Annotated in this window: 35 protein-coding genes and 2 tRNA genes; 23 read left to right on the top strand and 14 right to left on the bottom strand. The window is 70.8% G+C overall.

Features of this window, described 5'->3' with window-relative positions; all coding sequences use genetic code 11:
* Positions 1-73 precede the first annotated feature (73 nt).
* Entirely contained in the window at positions 74-916 is an 843-nt protein-coding gene (locus WCD74_RS11755) for an enoyl-CoA hydratase-related protein (protein WP_337695026.1), read from the bottom strand.
* A 27-nt stretch (positions 917-943) separates the two neighbouring features.
* Here WCD74_RS11755 and WCD74_RS11750 point away from each other — a divergent pair, with 27 nt between their 5' ends.
* Positions 944-1531 carry a PaaI family thioesterase gene (locus tag WCD74_RS11750; RefSeq protein ID WP_337695025.1) on the top strand — a complete coding sequence of 196 codons (588 nt, stop codon included), beginning with the start codon at positions 944-946 and terminating at the stop codon, positions 1529-1531.
* Between the two features lie 6 nt (positions 1532-1537).
* Here WCD74_RS11750 and WCD74_RS11745 read toward each other — a convergent pair whose 3' ends face one another.
* Positions 1538-2110, bottom strand: coding sequence for a hypothetical protein (locus WCD74_RS11745; protein ID WP_337695024.1), 573 nt, complete (start codon positions 2108-2110; stop codon positions 1538-1540).
* Positions 2107-2694, bottom strand: coding sequence for a hypothetical protein (locus WCD74_RS11740; protein WP_337695023.1), 588 nt, complete (start codon positions 2692-2694; stop codon positions 2107-2109). The genes WCD74_RS11745 and WCD74_RS11740 overlap by 4 nt, the downstream gene beginning before the upstream one ends.
* 395 nt (positions 2695-3089) lie before the next feature.
* Here WCD74_RS11740 and WCD74_RS11735 point away from each other — a divergent pair, with 395 nt between their 5' ends.
* The 3 genes from WCD74_RS11735 to WCD74_RS11725 are packed head-to-tail and all read left to right on the top strand — an operon-like array spanning position 3090 to position 5058.
* Positions 3090-4142, top strand: a complete 1053-nt coding sequence (locus WCD74_RS11735; protein ID WP_337695022.1) for a glycoside hydrolase family 172 protein — start codon at positions 3090-3092, stop codon at positions 4140-4142.
* Positions 4139-4534, top strand: coding sequence for an EVE domain-containing protein (locus WCD74_RS11730; protein ID WP_337695021.1), 396 nt, complete (start codon positions 4139-4141; stop codon positions 4532-4534). The genes WCD74_RS11735 and WCD74_RS11730 overlap by 4 nt, the downstream gene beginning before the upstream one ends.
* On the top strand, positions 4531-5058 hold the full coding sequence (locus tag WCD74_RS11725) for an RNA 2'-phosphotransferase (RefSeq protein ID WP_337695020.1): 528 nt from the start codon (positions 4531-4533) through the stop codon (positions 5056-5058). Before WCD74_RS11730 ends, WCD74_RS11725 begins: the two co-directional genes overlap by 4 nt.
* Here the strand turns inward: WCD74_RS11725 and WCD74_RS11720 are convergent.
* Together WCD74_RS11720 and rfbA are read right to left on the bottom strand one after the other, a co-directional pair.
* Positions 5049-6059 carry a polysaccharide deacetylase family protein gene (locus WCD74_RS11720; protein WP_337695019.1) on the bottom strand — a complete coding sequence of 337 codons (1011 nt, stop codon included), beginning with the start codon at positions 6057-6059 and terminating at the stop codon, positions 5049-5051. The two genes, WCD74_RS11725 and WCD74_RS11720, sit on opposite strands and share 10 nt — an antisense overlap.
* Complete coding sequence (gene rfbA, locus WCD74_RS11715) at positions 5954-6844, bottom strand: glucose-1-phosphate thymidylyltransferase RfbA (protein WP_337695018.1); 891 nt, start codon at positions 6842-6844, stop codon at positions 5954-5956. The genes WCD74_RS11720 and rfbA overlap by 106 nt, the downstream gene beginning before the upstream one ends.
* A gap of 149 nt (positions 6845-6993) precedes the next feature.
* Between rfbA and WCD74_RS11710 the strand changes: the two genes are divergently transcribed.
* On the top strand, positions 6994-7263 hold the full coding sequence (locus WCD74_RS11710; RefSeq protein WP_337695017.1) for a hypothetical protein: 270 nt from the start codon (positions 6994-6996) through the stop codon (positions 7261-7263).
* Between the two features lie 52 nt (positions 7264-7315).
* On the opposite strand, the gene WCD74_RS11705 is transcribed toward WCD74_RS11710, so the two are convergent.
* Positions 7316-8341 carry an oxygenase MpaB family protein gene (locus WCD74_RS11705; RefSeq protein ID WP_337695016.1) on the bottom strand — a complete coding sequence of 342 codons (1026 nt, stop codon included), beginning with the start codon at positions 8339-8341 and terminating at the stop codon, positions 7316-7318.
* 156 nt (positions 8342-8497) lie between these two features.
* Here WCD74_RS11705 and WCD74_RS11700 point away from each other — a divergent pair, with 156 nt between their 5' ends.
* On the top strand, positions 8498-8917 hold the full coding sequence (locus WCD74_RS11700) for a Clp protease N-terminal domain-containing protein (RefSeq protein WP_337695015.1): 420 nt from the start codon (positions 8498-8500) through the stop codon (positions 8915-8917).
* Here the strand turns inward: WCD74_RS11700 and WCD74_RS11695 are convergent.
* Together WCD74_RS11695 and WCD74_RS11690 are read right to left on the bottom strand one after the other, a co-directional pair.
* On the bottom strand, positions 8907-9662 hold the full coding sequence (locus WCD74_RS11695; protein ID WP_337695014.1) for a sulfite exporter TauE/SafE family protein: 756 nt from the start codon (positions 9660-9662) through the stop codon (positions 8907-8909). The two genes, WCD74_RS11700 and WCD74_RS11695, sit on opposite strands and share 11 nt — an antisense overlap.
* Before the next feature lie 108 nt (positions 9663-9770).
* Positions 9771-10262, bottom strand: a complete 492-nt coding sequence (locus WCD74_RS11690; RefSeq protein ID WP_337695013.1) for a YajQ family cyclic di-GMP-binding protein — start codon at positions 10260-10262, stop codon at positions 9771-9773.
* A gap of 124 nt (positions 10263-10386) precedes the next feature.
* Between WCD74_RS11690 and WCD74_RS11685 the strand changes: the two genes are divergently transcribed.
* From WCD74_RS11685 to WCD74_RS11615, 15 genes are all read left to right on the top strand, one after another.
* Positions 10387-10467: transfer RNA gene (locus tag WCD74_RS11685), tRNA-Tyr, on the top strand.
* Between the two features lie 539 nt (positions 10468-11006).
* A complete protein-coding gene (locus tag WCD74_RS11680) occupies positions 11007-11174 on the top strand; it encodes a hypothetical protein (protein ID WP_337695012.1) in 168 nt (55 codons plus the stop codon).
* 862 nt (positions 11175-12036) lie between these two features.
* The gene (locus WCD74_RS11675) at positions 12037-12213 is read left to right on the top strand and encodes a hypothetical protein (RefSeq protein ID WP_337695011.1); all 177 of its coding nucleotides are present in this window, start codon (positions 12037-12039) and stop codon (positions 12211-12213) included.
* A gap of 192 nt (positions 12214-12405) precedes the next feature.
* Positions 12406-12864, top strand: coding sequence for a hypothetical protein (locus tag WCD74_RS11670; RefSeq protein ID WP_337695010.1), 459 nt, complete (start codon positions 12406-12408; stop codon positions 12862-12864).
* Positions 12865-13100: 236 nt separating this feature from the next.
* Positions 13101-13613 carry a hypothetical protein gene (locus WCD74_RS11665; RefSeq protein ID WP_337695009.1) on the top strand — a complete coding sequence of 171 codons (513 nt, stop codon included), beginning with the start codon at positions 13101-13103 and terminating at the stop codon, positions 13611-13613.
* Positions 13610-14371 (top strand): toprim domain-containing protein, encoded by a 762-nt coding sequence (locus tag WCD74_RS11660; protein WP_337695008.1) that lies wholly within the window; start codon positions 13610-13612, stop codon positions 14369-14371. The genes WCD74_RS11665 and WCD74_RS11660 overlap by 4 nt, the downstream gene beginning before the upstream one ends.
* 87 nt (positions 14372-14458) lie before the next feature.
* Positions 14459-14662, top strand: a complete 204-nt coding sequence (locus tag WCD74_RS11655) for a hypothetical protein (RefSeq protein ID WP_337695007.1) — start codon at positions 14459-14461, stop codon at positions 14660-14662.
* A complete protein-coding gene (locus tag WCD74_RS11650; protein WP_337695006.1) occupies positions 14659-14820 on the top strand; it encodes a hypothetical protein in 162 nt (53 codons plus the stop codon). Before WCD74_RS11655 ends, WCD74_RS11650 begins: the two co-directional genes overlap by 4 nt.
* 110 nt (positions 14821-14930) lie before the next feature.
* A complete protein-coding gene (locus tag WCD74_RS11645) occupies positions 14931-16190 on the top strand; it encodes a DUF3631 domain-containing protein (RefSeq protein WP_337695005.1) in 1260 nt (419 codons plus the stop codon).
* A gap of 235 nt (positions 16191-16425) precedes the next feature.
* The gene (locus WCD74_RS11640; protein ID WP_337695004.1) at positions 16426-17013 is read left to right on the top strand and encodes a hypothetical protein; all 588 of its coding nucleotides are present in this window, start codon (positions 16426-16428) and stop codon (positions 17011-17013) included.
* Positions 17014-17350: 337 nt separating this feature from the next.
* Positions 17351-17626: a hypothetical protein gene (locus WCD74_RS11635; RefSeq protein ID WP_337695003.1), complete on the top strand. Its 276-nt coding sequence runs from the start codon at positions 17351-17353 to the stop codon at positions 17624-17626.
* A 123-nt stretch (positions 17627-17749) separates the two neighbouring features.
* On the top strand, positions 17750-18019 hold the full coding sequence (locus tag WCD74_RS11630) for a hypothetical protein (protein WP_337695002.1): 270 nt from the start codon (positions 17750-17752) through the stop codon (positions 18017-18019).
* A gap of 50 nt (positions 18020-18069) precedes the next feature.
* Positions 18070-18810: a recombinase family protein gene (locus WCD74_RS11625; RefSeq protein WP_337695001.1), complete on the top strand. Its 741-nt coding sequence runs from the start codon at positions 18070-18072 to the stop codon at positions 18808-18810.
* On the top strand, positions 18810-20198 hold the full coding sequence (locus WCD74_RS11620) for a tyrosine-type recombinase/integrase (RefSeq protein WP_337695000.1): 1389 nt from the start codon (positions 18810-18812) through the stop codon (positions 20196-20198). Before WCD74_RS11625 ends, WCD74_RS11620 begins: the two co-directional genes overlap by 1 nt.
* Before the next feature lie 45 nt (positions 20199-20243).
* Complete coding sequence (locus tag WCD74_RS11615; protein WP_337694999.1) at positions 20244-20459, top strand: hypothetical protein; 216 nt, start codon at positions 20244-20246, stop codon at positions 20457-20459.
* Between the two features lie 98 nt (positions 20460-20557).
* On the opposite strand, the gene WCD74_RS11610 is transcribed toward WCD74_RS11615, so the two are convergent.
* The 4 genes from WCD74_RS11610 to WCD74_RS11595 form a co-directional block, all read right to left on the bottom strand.
* Positions 20558-21232 (bottom strand): DUF4145 domain-containing protein, encoded by a 675-nt coding sequence (locus WCD74_RS11610; protein ID WP_337694998.1) that lies wholly within the window; start codon positions 21230-21232, stop codon positions 20558-20560.
* A 55-nt stretch (positions 21233-21287) separates the two neighbouring features.
* Positions 21288-21497, bottom strand: coding sequence for a hypothetical protein (locus WCD74_RS11605; RefSeq protein ID WP_337694997.1), 210 nt, complete (start codon positions 21495-21497; stop codon positions 21288-21290).
* Positions 21498-21567: 70 nt separating this feature from the next.
* Entirely contained in the window at positions 21568-21723 is a 156-nt protein-coding gene (locus tag WCD74_RS11600; protein ID WP_337694996.1) for a hypothetical protein, read from the bottom strand.
* Between the two features lie 657 nt (positions 21724-22380).
* Complete coding sequence (locus WCD74_RS11595; RefSeq protein ID WP_337694995.1) at positions 22381-22533, bottom strand: hypothetical protein; 153 nt, start codon at positions 22531-22533, stop codon at positions 22381-22383.
* Between the two features lie 348 nt (positions 22534-22881).
* Here WCD74_RS11595 and WCD74_RS11590 point away from each other — a divergent pair.
* Positions 22882-22961 (top strand) — tRNA-Tyr (locus tag WCD74_RS11590).
* Positions 22962-23020: 59 nt separating this feature from the next.
* On the opposite strand, the gene WCD74_RS11585 is transcribed toward WCD74_RS11590, so the two are convergent.
* Positions 23021-23263 (bottom strand): helix-turn-helix domain-containing protein, encoded by a 243-nt coding sequence (locus tag WCD74_RS11585; protein WP_337694994.1) that lies wholly within the window; start codon positions 23261-23263, stop codon positions 23021-23023.
* A 246-nt stretch (positions 23264-23509) separates the two neighbouring features.
* Positions 23510-23833, bottom strand: coding sequence for a P-II family nitrogen regulator (locus WCD74_RS11580; protein WP_337694993.1), 324 nt, complete (start codon positions 23831-23833; stop codon positions 23510-23512).
* Between the two features lie 72 nt (positions 23834-23905).
* Between WCD74_RS11580 and dprE2 the strand changes: the two genes are divergently transcribed.
* A complete protein-coding gene (gene dprE2, locus WCD74_RS11575; protein WP_337694992.1) occupies positions 23906-24649 on the top strand; it encodes a decaprenylphospho-beta-D-erythro-pentofuranosid-2-ulose 2-reductase in 744 nt (247 codons plus the stop codon).
* Positions 24650-24783: the final 134 nt, after the last annotated feature.

The following is a 24783-nucleotide window of genomic DNA, read 5'->3' as shown; positions in this document are numbered from 1 at the left end:
CGCTAACCCTGTGGTGATCGCCCCTGTGGTCGGGTTCGTCACGGGTCACAGCGCTGGACCGAGCAAGCCGGCCTCAGGAGCGTCGGCGGAGACGCTCGAGGCCCGCTCGGAACGCGGACGAGCGCAGCGAGGTCAGCTGCGGGCCGACCTCCACCGACACGGCGTCGGCGTGCTCGGTGAGGGTCGCCGTGGTGCGGATCGAGGCCTTGGTCGCACGCACCAGGTCGCGGGGCGCGCGGGCCGAGAACCCGGCCATCCGCAGCGCCTCCGTGACGACGGGCGAGTGCCCCTGCTCGGGCACCTCCCCGGGCACCCGGCGCAGGACGAGCCCGGCCCGCTCCGCGGCGGCGGCGTCCATCGCCTCGCCGCCGAGCAGCATGGCCAGGGTGGTCTGCGGCCCGACCAGGCGCTGGGTCATCCACGTCATGCCCCCGCCCGGGTGGATGCCCAGGCGCAGGAAGCCGGGCTCGAAGTGGGCGGTGTCACCGGCGAGCCGGATGTCGGCCGCGAGCGCCATGTTGATGCCCGCGCCCACGGCGGGCCCGTCGACGGCGGCGATCGTGGGCAGCGGGCACGCGGCGAGCCGCAGGAAGCCGGCGTACACCCCGCGGATGGCCTCCTCGCCCTCCTGCCCGGTCGTCGCGCCCACGGCGGCCAGCTCGTCGAGGTCACCGCCCGCGCAGAATGCGGGGCCGCGGTCGGCGGCGCCGGTGACGACGACCGCGTGGATCCGGTCGTCGGCCTCCACCTCGTCCAGGACGGCCACCAGGGAATCGGACAGGGCACGGCTCATCGCGTTGCGCCGCTTCGGGTCGCGCAGGGTCAGCAGGGCGATGACGCCGCCGCCCTCCCGGGCGTCGTCCGGCGTGATGCGCTCGAGCAGGACCTCCGGCGTGGTGTCTGACACGGCCGCCATCCTGCCGAAGACGGTTAGCGTGCGCTCATGGCCGCGTCCCCCACCACCTCCCCGAGCCTGGAGCTCCCCGCCGACGCGACGCTGCCCGAGCGGCACCCGGAGGCACCCGCGCCCGGCGAGCCGATCCCGCCGCACTCGGCGGTGTGCTTCGGGTGCGCGGACGTCCCGCACGGGCTGCGCCTCGAGTTCCGGGTCGCCGAGGACCCCGCGGGCGGGGCGGCGGTCGCCGCGCGCATGGTGCTGCGCCCCGACCAGCAGGGTGCACCCGGCCTGCTGCACGGCGGCCTGCTCACCGCCGCCTTCGACGAGGTGCTCGGCTCGGTCGTCGCGCTGGTGACCCGGCCGTGCGTCACCGCCCGCCTGGAGACCGACTTCCGGCGCCCGATGCCGATCGGGTCCACCCTGTGGCTGCACGCCCGGGTCGACGGTCGCGTCGGGCGCAAGCTCTACGTCACGGGTACCGCGCGTCTCGACGCCGAGGACGGGCCCGTCGTCGGGACCGCGAAGGCGCTGTTCCTCAAGGTCGGCATGGAGCACTTCCTGCGCAACAGCCGCCCGGAGGATCTCGAGGCGCTCGGGGTGTCGGCGGAGCAGATCCGCGCCGCGCGGTCTTGAGCGCCGTCAGGGCCCCACGTCCGGCGCGACGAGATCGGCGACGTGCAGGAACACGTCGTCGTCGATCCCGACCGGCCCGGGGATGCGACGCAGGGGCTCGGTGCGGGGCGGGCGGCCGCCCGCCCGGAGCCGGTAGCGGCGCACCGCGACCAGGCGGTGGACGCGGCCCGTCGTCGGCGGGAGGTCCGTGTCGAGGTACACCGAGCCCTCGACGTAGACCGGTCGGTCGGGGTCGAGGTCGGGCACCGACTCCAGCCCGGCGCGGTTGACCGGGACCACGCGGTCGCCGATCTCGAGGGCGTCGAGGTCACCCGCGTCCGTCGTGAGGACCCCCGGGACGCCGCAGGCGACCACCGTCCCGTACTCGTCGAGATCCCACAGTCGTTCCGGGCGGCACCGGATGCGGTCCACCTCGCTCGCGTAGATCACCGGGGTCGCCGTCAGGAGGTCCCCGACGGCGGCCGCGGGCAGCAGGCCCTCCCGCAGGTGGCGGGGCAGGAGCTGCGCGGTGGTCACCTCGCTGCGGCGGGCCTCGGCGCGCGAGGTCCAGCCCCCGCGCCGGTGCCGGGCGGTCGTCATGCCTCCGCCCCGCTGGTCGTCGCCGCACCGCTCGCGGCCTCGGGCGCGTCGAACGACCGGTCCGCGACCAGGTCGGCGATGTACACCGCGTCCTCGGTGACCTCGACCGGCGCGGGGAAGCGGGACAGGGGTACCGGGGCGACCGGCACGTCGAGGGTGCGCCGGTAGCGCCGGACGGCGGCGAGCCGGAAGGGGCGGCGGCAGAGCGCGACCGCGTCCCCGTGCTCGGTGCCCGGCTCGAGCACCGGGTCGAGGTAGAGCGACCCGTCGAGGTGGACCGGGCCGTCGCCCTCCGGCGGCTGCGTCGCCGCCCAGTTCACCGGCGCGAGCCAGCCGCCGGCGCCCAGGACCTCGATGCGGCAGGTGCACCCGCCGTCGGGATCGAGCCGGATCGTGGTCAGCTCCCCGCGGGCGTCGACGCACCCGAACTCGTCCACGACCCAGTGGTCCGGCCCGCTGACGCCGTGGTGCACGGCGTCGTGGTGCACCGTCCCCGCGTAGATCGCCGGCACCACGTCCAGGGTGTCCCCGACCGACGGCCGGCCGAGCTCTCCGGCCGCCAGCAGGTGCGGCAGCAGCTGCACCGCCGTCGCCCCGGGCGTGCGTGGCCGGACGACCGTGCTCCGGACGGTGCGTCTCGTCCTGCGTCGCGTACCCATCGCGCCTCCCGTGTCGTCGTCTCACGGGCTTGGACTGCGGCGCATGCCGATCGGTTCCGACTTTCTGGAGCCGAGTCGTCGTGGGGGATTCTCGGCGGCGGGCTGCCGGTGACCAACGAGTGCTCAGCGCTCCGGCGAGACGGTCCGGGCGCGGTGAGCGCCCGCTCGCCCCGGTCTGCCTGCACCTTGTCGCGGCGAACATCCTCGCTCCGGCCACCTTGTCGCGGTGACTCCCAACGACAGGGTGAGCGTCGCGCGGAAGTAGCCCGCGACAGGCGCCCCGAGGTCTCGTGGTGCCGCGAGCCGGGAAGACTCCGCCCGTGACCGCCGCCTACGGCCCCCACGGCTCGAGCCTGCGGGACCTGCCCCGCCTGCGCCGCACCCGCCGTCGTCGGGAATCGACCTGGGACCGCACCGGCGGCAACGACGACCGCGCGCACGTGCGGCCCGGGGAGTCGGTGACCCTGCTCGATGTCGACGGGGCCGGCGTGGTGACCCACCTCTGGATCACGGTGAACGGCCCCCGACGGCGGCGCGCGGAGCTCCTCCGGCGGCTCACGATCCGCATGTGGTGGGACGGCGAGGAGTCCCCGAGCGTGGCGGCGCCCCTCGGGGACTTCTTCGGCGTCGGCCACGGGCGCACCACGAACTTCGTCTCCGCGCCGCTGCAGATGAGCCCGCAGGACGGACGGGCGCTGAACTGCTGGTTCGCGATGCCGTTCGCCGACGGCGCCCGCATCGAGGTGAGCAACGAGGCCCCCGGCGAGGTCTGGCTCTACGCCTACGTCGACCACGAGGAGCTCGACACCCTCGATGCCGAGGTCGGGCGGTTCCATGCGCAGTTCCGCCGCGAACGCACGACGGGGATCCGGCCCGGCCTCTCCAACGGCCGGTACCAGTTCGGCGGGAAGAACCTGACAGGAGACGGCAACTACACGATCCTCGAGGCGCGCGGCCACGGGCACTACGTGGGCTGCGTGCTGAACGTCCGGCCCCGGCGGCGTCGGCGCTGGAACTGGTACGGCGAGGGCGACGACATGATCTTCGTCGACCAGGAGCCCGGCGACTGGCCCCCGACCCTGCACGGCACCGGGACCGAGGACTACGTGAACACCGCCTGGTGCCCGACGCAGGCCTACTCCGCGCCGTACCACGGGCTCACGCTCCCCGGCGGACGCAACTGGCGCGGGCCGGTCTCGCTGTACCGTTTCCACGTCGAGGACCCCGTCGTCTTCGAGCGCAGCATCCGCGTGACGATCGAGCACGGGCACGCGAACCGGCGCAGCGACGACTGGTCCTCGGTGGCCTACTGGTACCAGGCCGAGCCGCACGTGCCGTTCGAGCTCCCGCCGCTCGCGGAGCGGCTGCCGTGACCGGGCACTGGGTGTGGGTCGTCGGCCCGGACTGCTATCTCGACGACGACGGGCGCGAGCACCCGAAGCTCGCCCCCGGCGCCCCGGCGATGCGCTGGGCCTGCCACCGCGACACCCGGCCCGGCGACCTCGCCGTCCTCTACCGCTCGCAGCGCGCCAAGGACCTCGCCTACCTGCTGCGGGCCACCTCGGAACCGGCGTACGAGGCCGGGGCGCGGCCCTGGAACTGCGCGGCCGAGGTCGTCCGGCGACTCGATCCGCCGATCCCGCTCGCCGACCTGCGGGCCGACCCCGTGACGGCGACGTGGCCGGCACTGCGGGCGTCGTTCGTGCGGACCGGCGCCCCGGTCCCCGAGGACGTGTGGGCACGGCTCATGGAGATGGCCCCGTGACCGATCGGGTGCGGCTGTCCAAGCGCATGTCGCGGGCGCTGCGCCACGACCCGGCCCGGATCGGGATCGAGCTCGACGGCGAGGGCTGGACCTCGGTCGACGTCCTGATCACGGCCCTCGGCGTGACGAGAGCCGACGTCGAGGACGTCGTCCGGAACGGCTCGAAGCAGCGCTACGAGCTCGACGGCGACCGCATCCGCGCCCGGTACGGGCACTCGGTCGCGGGCCGGGTCGAGCTGCCGGCCGCCGTCCCGCCCGCGGTGCTCTTCCACGGCACGGGCCCCCGCACCGCGGACGCCGTCGCGGCCGAGGGTCTGCGGGCAATGGGCCGGCAGTTCGTGCACCTGTCCGGCGACGAGGAGACGGCGCGGTCGGTCGGGGCGCGCCACGGCGGGCGGCCCGTCGTGTTCGAGGTCGACGCCGCCGGCGCCGCCGCGAGCGGGGTGGTCTTCCGGCACGGCAACGACGACACGTGGCTCGCCGACGAGGTGCCGCCGGGGTTGCTCACCCGCCGTCAGGACTGAGCCGGGACCTGCTCGTCCCACCAGTCGGCGACCTGCTGCCGGTGCACCAGGGAGACCTCCGGCTGCTGTGTCGCCCAGGCCAGGAAGTCCCGCACGGCGACGGCGCGGGCAGCCTGGCCGCTCCAGCGCGGGTGCAGCCCGACGGTCAGGAGCCGTGCGCCGGCGCCGTGCCGCGCCTCCTCGAGCAGGAGGTCGACCGCACCGATCAGCGACTCCGCGAAGTGGCGGGGCGTCGCGTAGGTCGGCGGGAGGAAGTACCGGGTGTCGTTGTGCACCTTGGAGTACGGCACCACGAGCCACGGGCGTCCGTCGACCTCGGTCCGGTAGGGCAGCTCGTCGTTGACGGCGTCGCTGTCGTAGCGCAGCTCCGGGTGCGCCGCCGCCAGCCGCCGGGTGCGCTCCGACGGGAATGACCGCACGTACCAGCCGCGCACCGGACGGCCCACGAGCTCCGGCAGCACCCGCATCGCGTGCTCGAGGTCGGCGCGCTCCTCGTCCTCGGTCATCTGGGTGACCTCGGCCCACCGGTAGCCGTGCCCGAGCACGTCGTGCCCGCTCGCGCGCAGCCACGCCGCGAACGGCGGGTTGCGTTCGAGGGCCCGCGCGCAGACCCCGAAGGTGACCGGTGCGTCGTACCGCTCGAACAGCCGCACGAGGCGCCAGATGCCGACGCGGGAGCCGAACTCGTAGTGCCCCTCGGTGCCGAGGTCGCGCACCGCCGGATCGATCGGCAGCGCGTACTCGCCCCAGCCGTCGTTGCCCTCGCCGTCGGGCCAGGACGCCTCCGCGCCCTCCTCGACGTTGACGACGACGTTGACCGCGACGAGCGAGCCGTCCGGCCAGCGCGGCAGCGGCGCCGTCGGCCCGTGGCCGACGAAGTCGCGCTCCGGCCCGGCTACGACGCCGCCCCCGCCCGGCGGGCCACGTCCATGACGTACTCGCCGTAGCCGGACTTGCCCTGGGCCCGGCCGAGGTCGAGGCAGGCCTGCGGGGTGATCCATCCTTCGCGCAGGGCGAGTTCCTCGAGGCAGGCGATGCGCACGCCCTGGCGGTGCTCGAGCACGGAGATGTACTGGCCGGCCTCGACCAGGGAGTCGTGGGTGCCGGTGTCGAGCCAGGCGAAGCCGCGGCCGAGGTCGATCAGGCGGGCGTCGCCGCGGTGCATGTAGGCGAGGTTGAGGTCGGTGATCTCCAGCTCGCCGCGCGGGGAGGGGGTCAGGGTGCGGGCCAGGGAGACGACGTCGTTGTCGTAGAGGTAGAGCCCGGTGATGGCGCGGTTGGACCGGGGCTTCGCCGGTTTCTCCTCGATGGAGATCAGCCGGCCCGCCTCGTCGGCCTCGCCGACGCCGTAGCGCTCGGGGTCGCCGACGGGGTAGCCGAACAGGGTGGCGCCCTTGTCGGACTCCACCTGGGCGACCGCGCGCTGCAGGATCGTCGAGAAGCCCTGGCCGTGGAAGATGTTGTCGCCGAGCACGAGGGCGGCGGAGTCGTCGCCGATGTGGTCGGCGCCGATGAGGAAGGCCTCGGCCAGGCCGTTGGGCTCGGCCTGCTCGGCGTAGGAGAAGCGGACGCCCAGGTCGGAGCCGTCGCCGAGCAGCCGCTGGAAGGCGGGCAGGTCGACCGGGGTGGAGATGATCAGGATGTCCCGGACGCCGGCGATCATGAGCACCGAGATCGGGTAGTAGATCATCGGCTTGTCGTAGACCGGCAGGAGCTGTTTCGAGACCGCCCGGGTGACCGGGTGCAGTCGGGTCCCGCTTCCCCCGGCGAGCACGATTCCCTTCACGCCGGGGGACTCTAGATGGCGCAGTGCGCGTCACTCCTTCGAGTGCCCCGGGTCAAGGAGCGATAACGATCCGGTCGCCGCCGGCGACATCCCGGGCACGAGCGCATCGCTCTCCTCCATCACCCGCCGCACCTCCCGGGGGGACACCTGTGCCCAGCCACCGTCGCACCCGCCACGCCCGCCCCGTCGTCGGGCGCATCGCCCTCGCGGGTGTCGCGCTCGCCGGTCTGTCGGCCGCTCCCGGCACGGTCGCGGTGTCGGCACCCCTGGACGTGGCGGCGGCACCCGCCGCCGCGCCCGCCCCGTTCGCCGCGGCGCCCGGCCAGGACGACGTCCTCTGGTACGGCCTGCTCTCGGCCGCCGCGCTCGCGGGCGCGGCCGGCGCGCACCAGCTCGTCGGCCGGCCGCGCCGCGCCTGATGCCGGGCGGTTCCCCGGGCGGCGCGGGCCCGGGGAACCGCCCGCCGCGGGCTCACGCCGGGAAGGCGACCAGGTCCTCGCGGTGGTGGAAGGGGTAGGGCGCGGGCCCCGCCTGCGCGGCACGCGCCGCCTGGAGCTCGGCGTACTGCGTGCGCGGGTCCACGACGCCGTACTGCGCCCGGGCCTCCGCGGGCTCGCGGACTACCGGGTTCACCGGGGCGAGACCGCGCACCAGCGGCTCGATCAGCGGGACCGTGCGCGGGCTCGCCAGCTTGAGCGCCCACAGCTGCACGTGCTTGCTCGCGGCGACCAGACGGACCACCGGGCGGGTCAGGGCGATCGCGACCCGGTCGGTGGGCCCGGACTGCCTCGTGGCCCCGAGCTTGCGCATCCACCGCGGCATCGTCGCGATGACCGCCCGGCGGACGACCGCGTTGAAGACGAACCTCAGCGGCCCCGGCATCCGCTCGGGCAGCACGATCGTGTTCGCGTCCAGCAGGAAGTCCATCATGTCCTGCGCGACCTCGGAGCCGACCAGCTTCGGCCGGTACGCCGCGAAGTAGGCGCGGATGCCGTCGCGGGTGCGGGGCACGTCGGCCGGGTCGATCGTCTGGAACTCGGCCGCGAGGGCGCACTCCTCCCAGTACCGGTCCTCCTCGGCGGGGGTCAGCTTCCCGGGGCCGAAGACCTCGTAGGTGTAGAGGATCGAGTGCCAGGCGGTGAGGTGGATCCACAGCTGGGACGCCGGGTCGTTCGCGTCGTAGGTCCCGCCGGTGACCGGGTCGTGGCCGACCGCCCGGGCGTGAATCTTCATCAACGTGTCCGAGGCGCGCAGCACCGACTCCGCGTCGCCGAACTTCACGGTGGCGAAGTACTGCATCGTGCGGTCGTAGCGCAGCCGGGGGCGTTGCTTGACCTGGCCGGACTGGTCCACGGAGGCCACCAGGTGCGGATCCAGCTCCTCGATGACCACGGCACGCAGGAAGCCGAGCACGAGCGAGGTCGGATAGCTCCAGACCCGCCAGGTCACCGAGTCCGGTCCGAAGAAGCCGTAGTCCTGCTGGCGCCGCACACCCACCGCGTCCCCACCTCCATCGCTGGTTAGTGCGACCGAAGGTAACAGCAAACACCATGTAAGGGCTACCCCCGGTAAGAGGTACATGCCGTTCACCCTGGTGGGAATCAGGGTTCCACCGGAGGCCCGGGGTGGTTCCCGACGGCGAGGGTGGTCCCCATGCGCCTGACACCTCGCTCCTCGCGGTCTCTCGATCTCGCCCGACGGGAGGCCCTCGGGCTGGGCGCGGCCGAGATCGGCACCGCCCACCTGCTGCTCGGCCTCGCGGAGGAGGGGCGGGAGTCCGGGGACCCGCTGCTCGCCGACGTCGACCCGGACCGGGTCCGGGGGCTCCTCCCGCTGCGGCGCCGAGCGGGCGCCCCGCCCCTGAGTCCGTGCGCCGCCGCGTCGCTCGCGGCGGCGGCCCGTCGCGCGCGCGGCGGGGCGGTCGACGTCGCCCACCTGCTCGCGGCGGTGCTGGGCTACCCGTCGTCGTCGGCGGTCGGGGTGCTCGAGCGCCTCGGGCTCGACGCCGGGCACCTGTGGGTCCGGGCGGGCGCGGACGTCGCGGCGCCGACGCCGCTGCTGGTCAGGCGCTGAGCACCAGGTCGACGATCGCGGCGACGCCGATCACCACGATCACCACCCGCAGCACCACCGGGGAGAGGCGCCGGCCGATGCGCGCGCCGAGCAGACCACCGACGGTCGAGGAGATCGCGAGGATCAGCACCACGGTCCAGTCGATCGGGGCGACGAACGCGTAGATCGCGCCCGCGACGAGGTTCACGACGGCGGCCAGCGCGTTCTTGAAGGCGTTCAGCCGCTGCAGCGGGTCGTCGAGGAGGAGCCCCATGATTCCGACCAGCATGATGCCCTGCGCCGCGGTGAAGTAGCCGCCGTAGACCCCGACCAGGAAGATCAGCGGGTAGAGCAGCCACGGCCGGCCGGTCGAGCCGGTGTCCCGGTCCCGCAGTCGTCTCGTGAGCAGGGGCTGCACCGCGACGAGCACGACGGCCGCCCCGACCAGCACCGGGACGATCGTCTCGAACGCGTCGGCGGGCAACGACAGCAGCAGGACGGTGCCGCCGATCGCGCCGAACAGCGACGCGACGCCGTAGCGCACGAGCCGGGGCCCGTGACCCCGCAGCTCCGACCGGTAGCCGTAGGCCCCGGTGATCGTGCCGGTGATCAGCCCGATCGCGTTCGACGTCGTCGCCGTCACCGGGGGGAAGCCCAGCGCCACCAGCACCGGGAATGTCACCAGGGTCCCCGACCCCACGACGGTGTTGATCGTCCCCGCCCACACCCCGGCGACGGCGATGAGCGCGATCTCCCACCAGGCCACGGCGGGGGACCCTACGACCGCGGGTGGCAGCTCCGCCCGGTGTCAGCAGTGCGGCCATGCTGACACTGGACGTCACGATCGCCACAACGTCGACGGGCCACCTCGGCGTCAGCGGTAGTTCGTGAACTGCAGCGCGATGCCGAAGTCCTGCCCCTTGAGCAGCGAGATGACCGCCTGGAGGTCGTCCTTCTTCTTGCCGGTGACCCGGAGCTGGTCGTCCTGGATCTGGGCCTGGACACCCTTGGGGCCCTCGTCGCGGATCACCTTGGAGATCTCCTTGCCCTTCTCCTTGGAGATGCCCTGCACCAGGGTCCCGGTGACCTTCCAGGTCTTACCCGAGACCGCCGGGTCGCCCACGTCGAAGGCCTTGAGCGAGATGTCCCGGCGGATCAGCTTCTCCTTGAACACCTCGATCGCGGCCTGGCAGCGCTCCTCGGTCTCCGCGCCGATCGTGACGGCCTCTTCGCCGGCCCACGCGATCGACGCCCCGGTGCCCCGGAAGTCGTAGCGCTGCGAGAGCTCCTTGGCGGCCTGGTTGAGCGCGTTGTCCACCTCCTGGCGGTCCACCTTGCTCACGACGTCGAACGACGGGTTCGCCATGCCGGGGCTCCTCCTCGGGCTGCGGTGACGGCGGGTGGCACCGGTCTACACCCACCCCCCGGGTGCGTCCCAGCGGGACGGTGGCTTGTAGGCTTTCCTCCGCCGTCCACCGAGGCGGAATCCCGGCGGGTTGCCCGAGCGGCCAATGGGAGCGGACTGTAAATCCGTCGCGAAAGCTTCGAAGGTTCGAATCCTTCACCCGCCACAGAGCCCCTGACCAGCATGTCTGGCCGGGGGCTTTGTCGTTCACGGGGTCGACACCAAGATCGTTGCCCCCTACGCGCCCCCTACAGCCCCCGGTCGGGGCCGGTCGACGGCGGGCGAGAACGGCGTGACGGGGGCCACTTGCCCGCCGCTGACCGAGGGCCTTGCGCCGGTCTACGCCGGTCGGCCAAGGTCTCCCCGTCGCTGCTTCTCCGGGCAGTGGGTGATCCACCTCCGGAGAGGTAACCGGCGCTGTTGGTGGAGGAGGGACGCTTCGGCGTCCTAGGCGTGGACTAGATGCCCGCCATGTCCATCATGCGCAGCCGAGCAGCACTCACCGACGACCACGCGTCGCCGGGGGTGTCGCCTCGCGCGCGGACCTCTCGGTGACGCATCCCGAGAGGACCGACGATGGCGACCACTTCACTACGGGAAACCCTCCTGGCTGAGGCGGAGGAGCACGCGCAGAGCAACAAGCTCCCGTTCGCGAGCCCCCGGCTCGATGAACACATGGACGCGGCCGTTCGCATCTTGGAGCTGATGCTCACGCTCGACGACGGCTGGCACGACTGGTCGGAGTTCGAGGCGTTGCACGACGAGGAGTGCTCCGCGGCAGCGCTGCGAACCGTCCTGGACTGGCTCGTGGAGCGCGGGACGTTGATGGGCGAGTACTGCGGCGAGCGCGTGCGGTACGGCCTGCCCGAGTGACGTACCGGGCCGCCCGTGGCGTCGTGCTGCGGGCGGCCCTCCCTTTCGCAGACGAGGAGTTCTCCATGCAGCACGAACCCACCCCTCCCCGGTACGTCCGCCGTCACGACCCGATATTGGAGCGCTACGGCTACAGCGCCCGCTCCGTCCGTCGAGCACAGAGTGAAGGGCGCCTCTCCCGCATCCGCCCGTCCGGCCCGACGGGGCCGTGCCTCGTGGACCTGTTCGAGGTCCGACGGCTTGTGAAGGCGACACGCGAGGAAGCCACGAGCGGCCCCCTGGCTGGCCAAGGCGACAGCCTCGACGCGCTCATCCGGCGGGCGACCGAGGACCGGGACCCCGAAGCAACACGGGCGCTAATTGCCATGTGGGAACGAATCGAGTTCGCGCTGTGCGGGGAGCAGTAACCAGCGGAAACGCGCCGCTCTATTGCATTCGGCTTTGAGGAATCGTCGGCTCCGTATTCGAGTCGGTTACGGTTCTTATCGACCCCGGAAACGGATCGAGGAGGAATCGTGGAGTGGAGACAGAGAAGCGGTGACGGGCCCCCACCGGGAACGACGAGTGCGCCGCCCGTCGAGGGTGGGGGTGGGGTCAGCGACATTCTCGCCGCGTATGGAGTTGAGCCTGCGAAGGAAGGCGCCCGTCCGGAGATGGACGACGCGGAGGAGGACGCGGAGGACCGACGACCGCACGGTTCGTCGGGCGTTGGTCCAACCGGGCGCGGCGCGATGCAGCGGCGGACCGCATTCGACCGGGCGATGCTCGAACAGGTCGCCGGTCCAGGCGTCATGAGCGGAATGTCGCCGAACCGGCGGGCCCTGGAAGAGAAGTACCCCGTAATCCGGGACGGAGGTCGGTAGTGGGTCGCCCCAAGAAGTTCGAGCGCACGCTCAAGATCGCAATGACGGAAGAGCAGTGGGAAAGGCTCGACCTCGAAGCGATCATCATGCGTGTTCCGATCGCGGAAGCAGTCCGAATGAACATCGAAGTGGGCCTGAACAGCACGATGCAGAAGGAGGAGAACAGCGATGCCTAATCGGCGCAAGATGATCACACTAGCGAAGGGGGCCGACGCCGCAGAGCAGGCGGTTCTGGAGGCGCGACGCGCGCTCGCCGAGCAGGAGGACAGCGCGGACCGCGCTCGTGCCCGATCGGACCGCAAACAAGCGAGGCGCGAGCGGCGCGTCCAGCAGACCACGCCGATCGGGCCGATGAGGGGGAACGGCTGATGCCTCGACTCGCTGACTACAGGAAGCAGTGGGCCGCGCAGAACCCCGGACCGCAGTCCGAGGAGTACCAGCGCGAGATGGCGGTGCAGCGCGCGGAGAACCAGCTCCGCAGCGAGGGCACCGCGCACATCGAGGGCGAGCGGGAGCGCATCTTCGGGATGGCCGATCGGGTCAGCACGTCGTCCGCCAACGTCCAGAAGGCCGCACGGGAGATCACGAAGGCCTGCGGCTCGCGGATCGTGGACGTGGACAAGGTCGCCGATGAGCTCGATGAGCTGGAGAGGCAGTGCCGCGCGGATCGGGCGATGATCAGCCGGATCGAGGAACAGCACGCCTGGAACGAGAACCGGGCGGCCGACCCGATCGGTGTCGGAGAGGCGCTGTACGACAAGTACACCTTCCTCGTCCACCCGCTCGACGTGGCCGCGCCCCCGCCGTTCCGCCCTGCTGGAACGTAGACATGCGAAAGGCCCGCACCACGTGAGCAGTGCGGGCCTCTCGGTACTTCAACCCCAGCTGGATCCCTTCGGGACCCGGTCGCCCCACGTCATCCGCGCGGGCAACGGGAATCCTACGTGAACGACGCCGGACCGGGGCCTAACAAGTTTTGGCCGACTCTGTTTCCCCGGTCCGGCGCCCGACGGGCTCTCGCGAAGAGAGCCAGAATTGAGTATATCCTATGGCAGTTAAGCGAATGAAGAACTGGCGAATCACGCCGAATGGCGCGACCCAGGCCGCCGTCCTCGCCGGGCCGGGCGCGGTCGCGTGGCTCGTGCCGAACGAGGAGGACGTGCGAGCCCTCCGGGCCGAGGGACAGAACGCGTTCATGGCGTGGGGCGAGTTCTCGACCCGACACGCCGACCGGCTGCGCGGGTTCTCGGGGCTGTTGCTCGTCGGGGTGACGGTGGACGACGCCGGTGCGTTCGAGGCTCGACATCGGTGGCGCGTGCTGACCGACGGGGTCCTGTCGGCGCGGCAGGTCCAGTTCCGGGCGCCGTCGTCGGACCTGTGGGAAGGGGCGACCGTCGCCGACCACTTCGCCGAGGGCTACGGGCTCGCGGACCTCCGTCGGGTGTCGCTGCGGGCGATGCGGTCGGCGATCGAGCGCGAGGAGGACCGGCGCCGAGTGCGAAGCGTGGGAGACGGCCCTTTCGCGACATTCCCTCGCGGGCGAGACGTGCAAATCGGTTCGGTGGTCGCGCGGTGAAGGGCCCATGGTTCAACTTCGCCTACGAGTGCGTCCCTCGGCGGATTGCCTTCTGGCAGCGGCGGGCGACGCGGAACAACGGCGACCGGGTGATTTGGTACGCGGCTCCGCACCCCGACCACCCCACCGACCCCCGGCGCTCGATCAAGGACGAGGGCCGGACCTACATCCCGCAGTCGCTCCGGGACCGGTGTGTCCACGGGCTCGACGACATCCGAGAAGCGGTCGCTGAGGGGAAGGGGGGTGAGCTGGTGTGGACCGAGGGCGAGACGGACAAGCGGACCGCGAACGACGAGGACTGCTGGGCGTTCACGCACCCGAATGCGGCCGGGAGCTCCACCTATGAGCAAGCCGGCCATCTCCGCCGCTACAAGGGGCGGGTGTACGTCGCGGCGGACCGGGACGACGCCGGGTACTCGTGCGCCGCGCGCCGTGTCGTCCAGCTCCAGGAGGCGGGCATCCGCCGGGCTCGCATCGAGATCATCGCCGCACACCCCTCGATCGAGAAGCGGGGCGCAGACCTCCGAGACCACTTCGCAGCGGGCTACGGGTGGGACGAGATGGCCGTACTGCGCGCGGGGGACCTCCGGGAGGCGATCGACCGGTTCAGGGCGCGAGCGTCCACCTCCGGGTCAGGAACGAGCGGTCTCGCGGGGCCGGTCGGCGCGTTCTATCACGGCGGGCAGCTCAGCCTGTCGGACGAGGAATGGGAGCAGTACGAGAACTCCGCATTGCGCCGCGGCAAGTTGAGCGCGTAATCGCAGGAATCGCTATCGGGTAGCGTTATCCGCGTCCGATAGAGATTCACCGAGAGTTCCGCGAAGGGGACACCTATGCCTACCGCCATGAAGGAAGAGAAGCGCAAGAAGCATTCCAAGCCAATGCTGATCCGCTTCACTGAGGCGGATGCAGAGCGGTTGCGCCTTCTCGCCGAGGAGCACGGCGTCTCGATGTCCCGAGTGGTGCGGGTCGCGGTGTCGGACCTCTTCGAGTACCTGGACGAGCAGGCCACCCCCTCCCCCTCCAAGAAGAAGCGGAGCAAGAAGTGATCGCGATGCGGCGGCCGGACGACGAGGGCGAGCGCCCGGAGCTGGACGAGTTCACGGCGCGACGGCTGGCTCGCATGTCCGGCGAAAAGCTGTGGGGCGAGTTCCAGAGGCATATCGCCGAATACAACGAGCGGAACCAGCGAGACGCGGAGAAGTGAGGCGCCCTCTCCCCGGTGTCGGAGCCAGGGAGAGGGCAGTTCCCCGATACCCAAGCAAGACACCCCATGTCGGTCCTGGGCGGCGGCACCAGAATCGGAAAGGAGACTTAGTGCCTAGCAAGAAGCGTACCCGACCCGCCGAACAGGTCTATCCGCATTGGCGTCAGGTGCTGGCCGAATACGAGCGTCGGGAGGCCGAGGAGTACGAGCGTGTGTCGGACGAAGCGGCGATCCTGCGGGAGGAGGGAACGTCTACCGATCCGACGGACGGAGCAGCACTGCTGGATGAGGTGGAGGCGGTGTACCGGCGGCACGTCGTCCTGCCCTCCGAGTGGGCATATACGGCTGTAGCACTCTGGGTTGCGGCGACACATGCGATCGAGGCTTGGACGTTCGCGAGCCGCATCGTCGTCACGTCTCCGGAAAAGCGCTGTGGGAAAAGTCGGGTGTTGGAGGTGACGCACCCTCTCGTCGCCCGCCCGTTCCAGACGGCTAATGCGACTGCGGCTGTGCTGTACCGCGTCGCGGCCATCGCGCCCATCACGATTCTTCACGACGAGATGGACACGATCTTCAGCAAGAAGAACGACGCTGGAGCGGAGGACCTGCGCAGCTTCTACAACGCTGGATTCGAGCGCGACCAGTTCACGTATCGCGTCGCGCCCAACGGGGACGTGAAGCAATACAGCACCTTCTCTATGGCGATGTTCGGAGCAATCGGAGACCTCCCCGACACGATCATGGATCGCAGCGTCGTCCTGCGGATGCGGCGGAGAGAACCTCACGAGTCGGTGTCGCCTTTCCGCCAGCGCGACGCGAAGCGGCTCCGCAGCCTTGGTAAGCGCATCGGCGAGTGGACTGAGTCCGTCCAGCACGAGCTGTCGGAGCCGCGCGAGGACGACACGCTCAGCGATCGAGAAGCGGACGTGTGGGAGTCGTTGCTGCGGATTGCGGACGTCGCGGGCGGCGAGTGGCCGGAACGGGCGCGTATCGCCGCAAAGGACATGACCGAGACGGAAGCGACCCGGGTGGTCGAGGGGAAGGGCGTTGAGCTGCTGCGGGACATCGCGGAGGTCTGGCCGGCGGGTAAGAGTGGAGTGCACTCCGAGAAGTTGCAGGCACTCCTGACGGGTATGCGGGATACCGGTTGGGACACGTACGCCTACGGCAGACCGATCACGGTGAACGAGATCGCATCTCTTCTCCAGCCGTACGAGATCAAGCCCAGGCAGATCAAGATGGGCGGCGTGAACCGACGCGGTTACCGGCGCGAGTGGTTTGAGCCGGTATGGCGTCGCTATTCCGCGGGGGTAGCGGACGCCCTGCCGCTACCCGTAGCCCCCGAAAACCGCCCCCGACCAGGGCGGTAACGGGGTAGCGGCCTCCGGGGGTATCTGTGTGGCTCCCTCGAAGAACGACAGTTCCGTCGCTCTACGTCCTACCGTAAAAAAGTATACTTCTAGAGATATAGGGGAGAGTTGTCGTCGCGATTCGAGGCGAGTCGGCCGGATACCCCTAAGCCCCCGCTACCCCGTTACCGCTCAGGTCAGAAGCCTGCAGCGGCGCTACCGGTAGCCCCTACCCGGCCGATACCGAGGAGGAAAGATGGCTAGGAACAAGGCAGAGAAGAACAAGGCTCTCGTGTTCGAGAACGAGACGGACAAGTCGTCAAGCGAAGCCGTCGTCAATGCGGCGGTGAAGAGGGTTGACTACACGAAGCCAGACCCAAAGAGCGGGAAGCGTCGACCCTATGGCGGGACGGGTGAGGGGAACCCGAAGCACGCCAACGTGCCCCAGGAGAGGCGTTGCGGTCGTCGCCGTCGGAAGGACGGGAGGCCCTGTCAGCGGTTGCCGATGACCGGCGCAGAGGTTTGCTACGTCCACGGCGGCGCGGCAGAACAGACCGTGCAGGCCGCACTGACTCGTGCACGGAACGCGTCCGTGCGGTTGATGCAAGCGGAGATCGATATTGCGCTCGATCCCGAACAGCCCTCGCCGGTCCGTCTCGCGGCTGTGCGCGACTTGCTCGACCGCGCCGGGGCCAAGTCGTCGGACAAGGTCGAGCTGGAGCACTCGATGAAGCCGTGGGAGCGGGTGCTGGCGGAGGCCACGCGCGTTGATCGCGAAGCCCCCGCCCCTAACCTGCTCGATCCAGCTATTCAGGAACTACAGGAAGAGGATGATCGCTACTAAAGCTCCAAGAGTTCGTACCAGCATAGGCACGACCTTGAAGACGCTCCATACTTGCTGGAGGGCCTCGACCGAGCCGGTCTCTCTGACCAGCCAGGCTGCGAAGATTAGAACAGGTGTTAGTAGGAAGGTCATTACACCTACGCTAACTAGCAATGCTTCAAAGATTCCCATAGGACTGCTCTCCAATACTTTCAGTTTAAGGACTTCCTTCTAGTGCCAACTTCTTTACGGCAACAAAAAGCCGCGAAGGGCTTAATGCCTTCGCGGCTGTGCAGGCTCGCGCACGAACGATGCTCTGACAATTGTAGCACAGTTCTTGCTCGAAGGTGGGTGTCCGTTGCGTAGCTACGGGCGCGGGTTCGTGACGGCGGTGGACCCCTACCGCGACAACGGGCCAGACGAGGACGGCGACGTGCGGTGCCGGGGGTGCGGGCTCGTGTTCCCGGGCTTCGACGAACTGCGGGCGGCCGGGCTGCTCGCGTACCCGGAGCGGTGTCGCGGGTGCCGGGAGGAGGACCGGCTCCGGGAGGGGGTGGGGGGACCGAGCAAGGCGGCCCTCGCCGTGTTGGGGGCGTGGAACGGGCCGCGCGGGTCGCCGGGCGCCGTTCGATGATCAACACGACCCATCTGGACGAGTTCAGCGCACAGGAGCTGGCGGACCGTCGCGGTTGCAAATGGGAGTTGACGTCCAGTTACCACGTCACCTCCCGGAGATCGCAACCGCGAGGAGAACCCTGTGGCCCCCCACCCCTCCCCGGAGTCGACGGCCCCGACCAGCCCATCCCGGATCGAGGTCGTGCCCGTTGCGTGGCTCGACGCGGGCGACATCGTCGCCGAGCACGACCCGGCCCTGTCGATCGAGGAGAACGCCTCGACCGACGAGTGGTCCCGGGTCGAGCGCGTCGAGCGGCGGGTCGTGTCGTGCCGGGTCGTCGTGCACTTCGAGGACGGGTCGCGCGCTGTTGGCTACCCGGAGCAGTCGATTCTGCGGGCGGTGGCGCTGTGACCGCGCCGGCCAACCCCCGCCGCCGCACAGCGCGCGTGGGCGGAGAGGCGATGGACCGGGTGACCCCCTCCGGGGCGACCCCGAAGGCCCGCCATCGCGGGAGCGGTGGAACGGGCCCACAGCGCGGGGCCGTCTCGCCCGCGCCCCGGACCTCCCTCCGGCTGATCGGCTACGTCAGGGTCTCGACCGCGCAGCAGGCGGGCGACAACAGCCACGGGCTCGACGCGCAGACGGACGCCCTCCGGAAGTGGTGCGAGCTCAACGGCCACTCCCTCGTGACGGTCGTCCCGGAGGTCGCCAGCACGCGGGACCCGGCGCGCATGTACGGGCGGCTCGCGGTCGAAGCGCTGCTGCGGGCGGGGGTCGCCGACGCGATGGCCGTGCGGGACCTCGACCGTGCTTCCCGCTCGACGCTCGACGGGGCGGAGCTGCTGAGCCGGGCGAAGGCGGCCGGGTGGCGCGTGGTCGGAACGGACGGGCTCGACAGCGCCGACGAGGAGCAGGAGATGTTTATCAACATCCGGCTCGCTGTCGCCCAGGAGGAACGCCGCAAGATCGCCCGCCGCACTCGCGAGGGCCTGGAGGCGGCGCGGGCGAAGGGTGCGCAGCTTGGCCGGCCACGACAGATCGACCCCAAGACCGTCGCCCGGATGAAGCGGCTGCGGGGGGAGGGGCTGTCGGTCGCCCGGATCGCAGCCGCCCTCGACAAGGGACGGACCCCGCCGCCGAACGGCGGGAACTGGAGCCCGGCGACCGTGCGGACGGTCCTCGTGCGAGAAGGGGCGATGTAGTGGCCTACGTCCAGGAGCGGAAGAAGGACGGCCGTGTCGTCGCCTACAAGGTGCGCGGGAAGGTCCCCAAGGTCCACGCGAAGGATGCGGACGACGGTTCGTACCGCGCTGGCGACCCGGTGCGCGACGCGAGGGGGCGCGTCGAGATGCGGGACGTGTTGTACGGGACGTTCAAGCCCGACCAGAAGGCAGCGGCCGAGAAGCACCGCAAGAAGGTCGACGGCGAGTTGATCACGACGGGGCGCACCCTCGACCAAGCCGCCGGGCGCGAGACGTTCGGGACGTTCGCTGCGGACTGGATCGAGGCGAAGCGCAGCGCCGTCGCGAACGGGCGGATGAAGGAGCGCACGGCTGACGACTACGCGGACCTGTTGCGGCGGTACGTGCTGCCGGAGTTCGCGGCCCGGCCGGTCGGCTCGATCACCGCGCACGACGCCGAGAAGTTCCACGCCGCCCTCGTCCGCCGAGGACTGCGGCCCTCGACCGTGAAGCACGGTTACGACGTGTTCCGGTGGGTGTTGAAGTACGCGGCCCGCCGCAACGCCCTCGGGGAGAACGTCGCAGAGGGGATCGACACGAGCGGGCACGCGGCGAGCGGCTACACGTTCGAAGGGACGCCGCTGTCGTCGATGCAGGTCGCAGCCGTCGTCGCCGCAGTGGGGGAGCGGTCGGAGGTCTACGCGCTCGCGGTGCGGTTCCTCGCCTCGACGGGGCTGCGTGCCGCGGAGTTCGCAGGGCTCAACGTCGGGGACGTGCGGATGGTGGCCCGAGCGGGGGGTGGGGTTCGCGGGTCGGTCCGAGTCGTCCGCACGCGGACCTGGAAGGCGGGCGAATGCATCGAGGGGACCCCGAAGAGCAAGAAGTCCCGGCGCACGGTCCCGCTCCCCGCCGGGCTCGTGCGGGACCTCGTTGCGTACCTCGAGAACGCACACCCCGCCGGGACCGACCCCGACGCGCCGCTGTTCCCCGGCCGCGTGGAGTCGCGGGGCGGAGCGAAGCGCAAGGGCCCGCGCGGGACGCACGCCCCGGTCGTCCTCGACTGGTCCCGGCCGGTCAACCCCTCGTCGCTCTACCGGTCGATCGTGCTGCCCGCGTACCGAGCCGCCGGGGTGCCGGAAGGGACGCGGCTCCACGACCTCCGGCACACGTACGCGACGCTCCAGCTGATGGCCGGCGAGCCGTACCAGAAGGTCTCGAAGTGGTTAGGGCACGCGTCGTTCGTCGTGACGCTGACGGTCTACGCGCACTGGATCGAGGACGACGAGGAGGAGTCGACGCTAGACATCGGCGCCCCCACCCCCTCCGTAGCAAGCGCTCAGCTAGCGCGTGGCAATGCTGCTAATCGGTCCGATCACGACAATGTCATTCCGCTTCTCGCGGCTCGATAGAATCGTCGGCGAAGAACCGCTAGGGTTTGGAATAGGAGGAAGACAATGGCGACGATTCCCGCAGTTTCGCTGAAGGGTGCGCCGACGCCGATGCACCGGCTCGCGGAGTTCGAGCCGCACACCGTGCGCACCAAGACGATCGAGGTGGACGGCGAGGACACCACGGTGCTCGACCTCGACCCGGTCGTGGCGCGGACCGACACCCCGGCCGCGATCGAGGCGCGGGCCGTCCTGGCCCGGAGGTCCCGCGCCCGGCTGTAGTTCTCGTTCGGCGCCCGCTGGCCAGGCCGCGCGCCGGACCTACTGACACCCCCGACTCCCCGTCACCTTCTTGCGGGGATCGGGGGTGTCGTGCGTCTCTAGGGCTGTTGGCCGGCGCTTCGGGCTGCGCGTCGGCTCTGCGCCTCTCGTACGCGCCCGGGACTCTCGTACACCTCGACGAGCACCTCATGCATCAGCGTGAGCACCATCTGCGCGTCCTCGTCCGTGACCGGCTCCGTGAAGTCGCCATGCGCCATGTCGTTTCCTAGGTGCCGGACTTCGTGCGCACCGTCGCGGATGTGCTCGCGGATCAGCCGCTGATTGAACATCTCGTTGATCTTCGGTGCGATGTTGTGGACCGTGATCCCCTTGTCCTTCGCCGTCGCCTCCACAACGGAGCGCGCTAGCTGCACGGAGGCCCGCCGGTAGCCAGCATTGAGGCACGCGCGGGCTTCCTTCGCGGCGTCCGCGATCTCTTCCGGCGTGTGGTTCAGCTCTAGATTGGCGCCGCTATGAGGAAGCCACATTAGTCCGGCAGTGTTGTCCTCGATCTCTAGGGCGATCTCGAAGGTGACTGACGCGCCGTAGCCGAGAAGGTCGCGTACATCCCTCATTGAGACTCTCGCGTACCCAAGCGAAGATGCCGTGCAGTGGTCGCACTTATAGAGGCCAAATAGCTGACCAACTTCATCCTCGTCGAACGGTCCGGCCTCGACCATCTTCACTGACATGTTCGAGTGCACACCGCACCAACCGCAGACCGCGCTAGGCATGGCGAGGAGCGTACGCACGGGGTCCGACGGTCCAAGCCTCGCGGGGAGCGGCGGGTCAGACGGCGTTGTGGGTCTCCCACTCGTTCCGGCCGCTCCCGCCGCACTCCGACGACGTCGTCACGTCTTGCCCGATCGCGCGCACCGTGCCCCGGCTCTGGTGAGCCGGGAACACCCAAGGACTGGCGATGTCGTCCGGCGCCCCGTCCCCCTCGCCGTCGTGCTCCATCACGAACCACTTCCCGCACCTGCCGCACGCCTGCTTCATGTCGAGAAGTGTGGACCAGGGGTCCGACAACTCGATGCCGCGGAGCCCGGGTCCTGTCGCGCGTTGCCGATCACGGCAAGAAGTGCTCGACGATCGGCCACCAGCCTGGTGCCGCCATCACGAAGAACGCCGCGCCAGTGCGCAGACGCTTCCGCAACTTCTTCCAATCGCGCGGTTCACGGTCGTTCTCGTCGCGCTCGTTCTGCTGCTCGTCGATGTCAGACAAGGCCCGCCCCTAGTTCGTACAGCCAAGCCGAACAACACGACGAATGCGGATTCGTCGCGCATCGGGTGGGTGTACGACGACGAGCGCGGGGGTGTCGCGCTGCCTCGCCGATCAGGGCCCTATGCCTCCAGCGGCGACAGTACCAGCGGTGGGCGACCTCTCGTGGGCGCTCGCGGCCGGGGGAGGGGTGGGGGTACCTCGACCCCGGGCCCGGTCCTTCCGCCTGGCGAGCGTCCACTACGACCACAGGAACGGCCACCCACCGCGCGACCCCGACGAGGAGTGCGCCGACGCTCGCGCCCGTCCGCCACCACCGTTGGCGCCGCTCGCTGCGGTCGTCCCGGTCTTCGTCATTCCGCCTGTGTCGCGCCACGACGGGATGGCAGCACAAACGCAAGTTGCGACCTGCGAAGTTGTCCCCGGGCCCTTGGTTCGTCACACGGCGCCCGCAGGTGCACACGCCCTCGCTCACTTCTCGCCACCAATCTCGTCGTCGTTCTTCTTCACTGCAGGCCCAGTCCCATCGGGGTCCGGGCGTCGGGCGGCAGGGTGGAAGAACGACAGTCGGAGGTGGCGACTCCGGGTCTGGCGTCCGGTAGAGCGATGGAGTTGTGGTCTCGCGTTCCGCACGCTAGCAGTGCGGTTCGGGGCGGGACGCTAGCGACGCGCCCGGCGCCAGCGGCGGACGAGGACGACGAGCACGACGAGGACGAGCACGGCGAGGACCGCGCCCGTCAGCTGGAGCCGCGAGTACAGGACCGCGAGGAAGCGCATCCCCGCCTCGATCCCTTCGAACAATGCGCGCAGCATGACCCCACCCCTCCCTCAGCGGCGCCGACGACCGGGCCGCATCGACCACTCCCGCGCGGCACCCGTCGAGCGGTGGCGCCCGGTGGGCGATCGGCGGCCGAGGAGAGCCCGGCCGACACGCCGCAGGAAGTTGATCACCGGGGCGACGGTAGGAACCTCAATCAATGTTGGGGAGGGCCCCGATTTGCACCTATCGCACGAGCCCGCCGGCCAACAAGATCCGCGCCCCCTACAACTCGCGGTTCGCAGCGGGCGGCGCCGGTCGGGCCCCGGGCGACGGCGGGCACCCGGCTGTTGCGCTGACCAGCAACAACGCGGCCCGCGAAGTCGTCGCGAAGGGTGTCTAACGGGTAGGCCAGAGACCGCCGACGGCCACGGACTGTAAATCCGTCGCGAAAGCTTCGAAGGTTCGAATCCTTCACCCGCCACTCAGAGGCCCCTGACCAGCACGAACGGTCGGGGGCTCTGTCATCTCTCAGGTCGGCGGTCAGATGTCGAACCCCAGGGCCGCCATGTAGGTCGCGAACGCCGGCCTGGCCGGGACGACCCCTCCGGCCTCGAACGCCAGGACGTCGCTCGGGGTCGTGCCCGCGCGCCTGGCCAGTTCCGCCACGGAGACGTCCTGCATCGCCCGGGTCTCCCGCACGAGGCGGCCGAGGTCCTCGGCGTCCTCCTGCGGCGTGAAGGGTGACGTGTAGGCGGTCGAGTCCGAGCTGCCGGCCGATGTCATCGCGAACCTTCTCCCGACGGGGCGGTGGGGGAGGAGTCTCCCGTGAAGTCGGCGATCCGTGAGCCGCCGAACGGTGCCGTCGTCGTCCCGGGAGCCGACCGGCGTGTCGCCAAGCGTGTCGGGAACACGTGGCATCCGGTGCCGCCCAGGTCGCACGCCGTGGCGTAACGTCCCTCATGTCGGTCGTGCCCCCCGCGGCCGGCCCCGGCCCCGGGACCACATCCCCCCTGTCGGTCCCGGGGCCACCTAGATCGCGTCGTGGCCCCGCTCGCCCGTGCGCACCCGCAGCACCAGGTCGACCGGGCGGACCGAGAGCAGGCCGTCCGCGTCCCCGAGGTTCGCCCGGATCTGCTCGAGCAGGCGCTCGACGATCTCGTCGTCCACCACGGTCTCCACCCGCAACCGCGGGACGAGATCGACCGCGATCCGCGTCCCCTTGCGCAGCTCGACGTGGCCGGGCTCGTGGACGCGGACCTCGCTGATCGTCATCCCGAGCACCGCGAGCCGCTCGCAGGCGCGGCGCACCCCGTCCAGGGCGTGCGGCCGCACCAGCGCCGTCACCAGCTTCACCGCGGTCCTCCTCGGGGTCGGCGGGGACCCACGCTAGGCCCTGCGGTCCCGCTCCTGCGACGCTCTGGCGCCGTGTCCGGTTCCGTCCTCGTCCTCGGCGGCCGCAGCGAGATCGGGGTCGCGCTCGCGCGGCGCCTCGTCGCCGACGGCCGCGCGTCCACCGTCGTCCTGGCCGCCCGCCGCCCCGACGACCTCGCCGCCGAGACGGCCGCCCTCGTACCGGCCCGCGTGGGCACGGTCGCGTTCGACGCCGACGACGTCGCGGGCCACGCCGAGGTGCTGGACCGGGTCGAGCGCGAGTACGGCCCGCCCGACGTCGTGGTGGTGGCCTTCGGGATCCTCGGCGAGCAGGCCCGGGCCGAGGTCGACGCCGAGCACGCCGTCGCCGTCGTGCACACCGACTTCGTGGCGCAGGTCGGGGTCCTCACGCGGGTCGCGGCGCGGATGCGCGAGCGGGGCCGCGGGGAGATCGTCGTGTTCTCCTCCATCGCGGGGTGGCGCGTGCGGCGGGCCAACTACGTCTACGGCTCCGCGAAGGCCGGGCTGGACGGCTTCGCGACGGGCCTGGCGGACGCGCTGCGGGGGACGGGGGTGCACCTGACGCTCGTCCGCCCGGGCTTCGTCATCGGCCGGATGACGGCCGACAGCGGGCTGTCGCCCGCGCCGCTGTCCTCCACGTCGGACCAGGTGGCCGACGCGGTCGCGGACGGGCTGGCGCGCCGTCGGGACGTGGTGTGGGTGCCCGGTCGGCTGCGTCTCCTCGCCGCGGTGATGCGGGTGCTCCCGGCCGTCGTCTGGCGCCGTATGCCTCGGTGACCACCGTGTACCCGCCGATCGTCGCAGTGGTTCCACCGTTCATCGCAGCGTGCGAAGAAGTGCGTGTGAACTGTTACCGGCGGGTTTGTCTCACACCTGCCCGATCCGACAGGATGGCGGAGCCAGCGGCGGAC

The organism is Actinomycetospora aurantiaca (genome assembly GCF_037401875.1).
Taxonomy (GTDB): Bacteria; Actinomycetota; Actinomycetes; order Mycobacteriales; family Pseudonocardiaceae; genus Actinomycetospora; species Actinomycetospora aurantiaca.
This window is presented reverse-complemented; position numbering and strand designations above follow the sequence as displayed.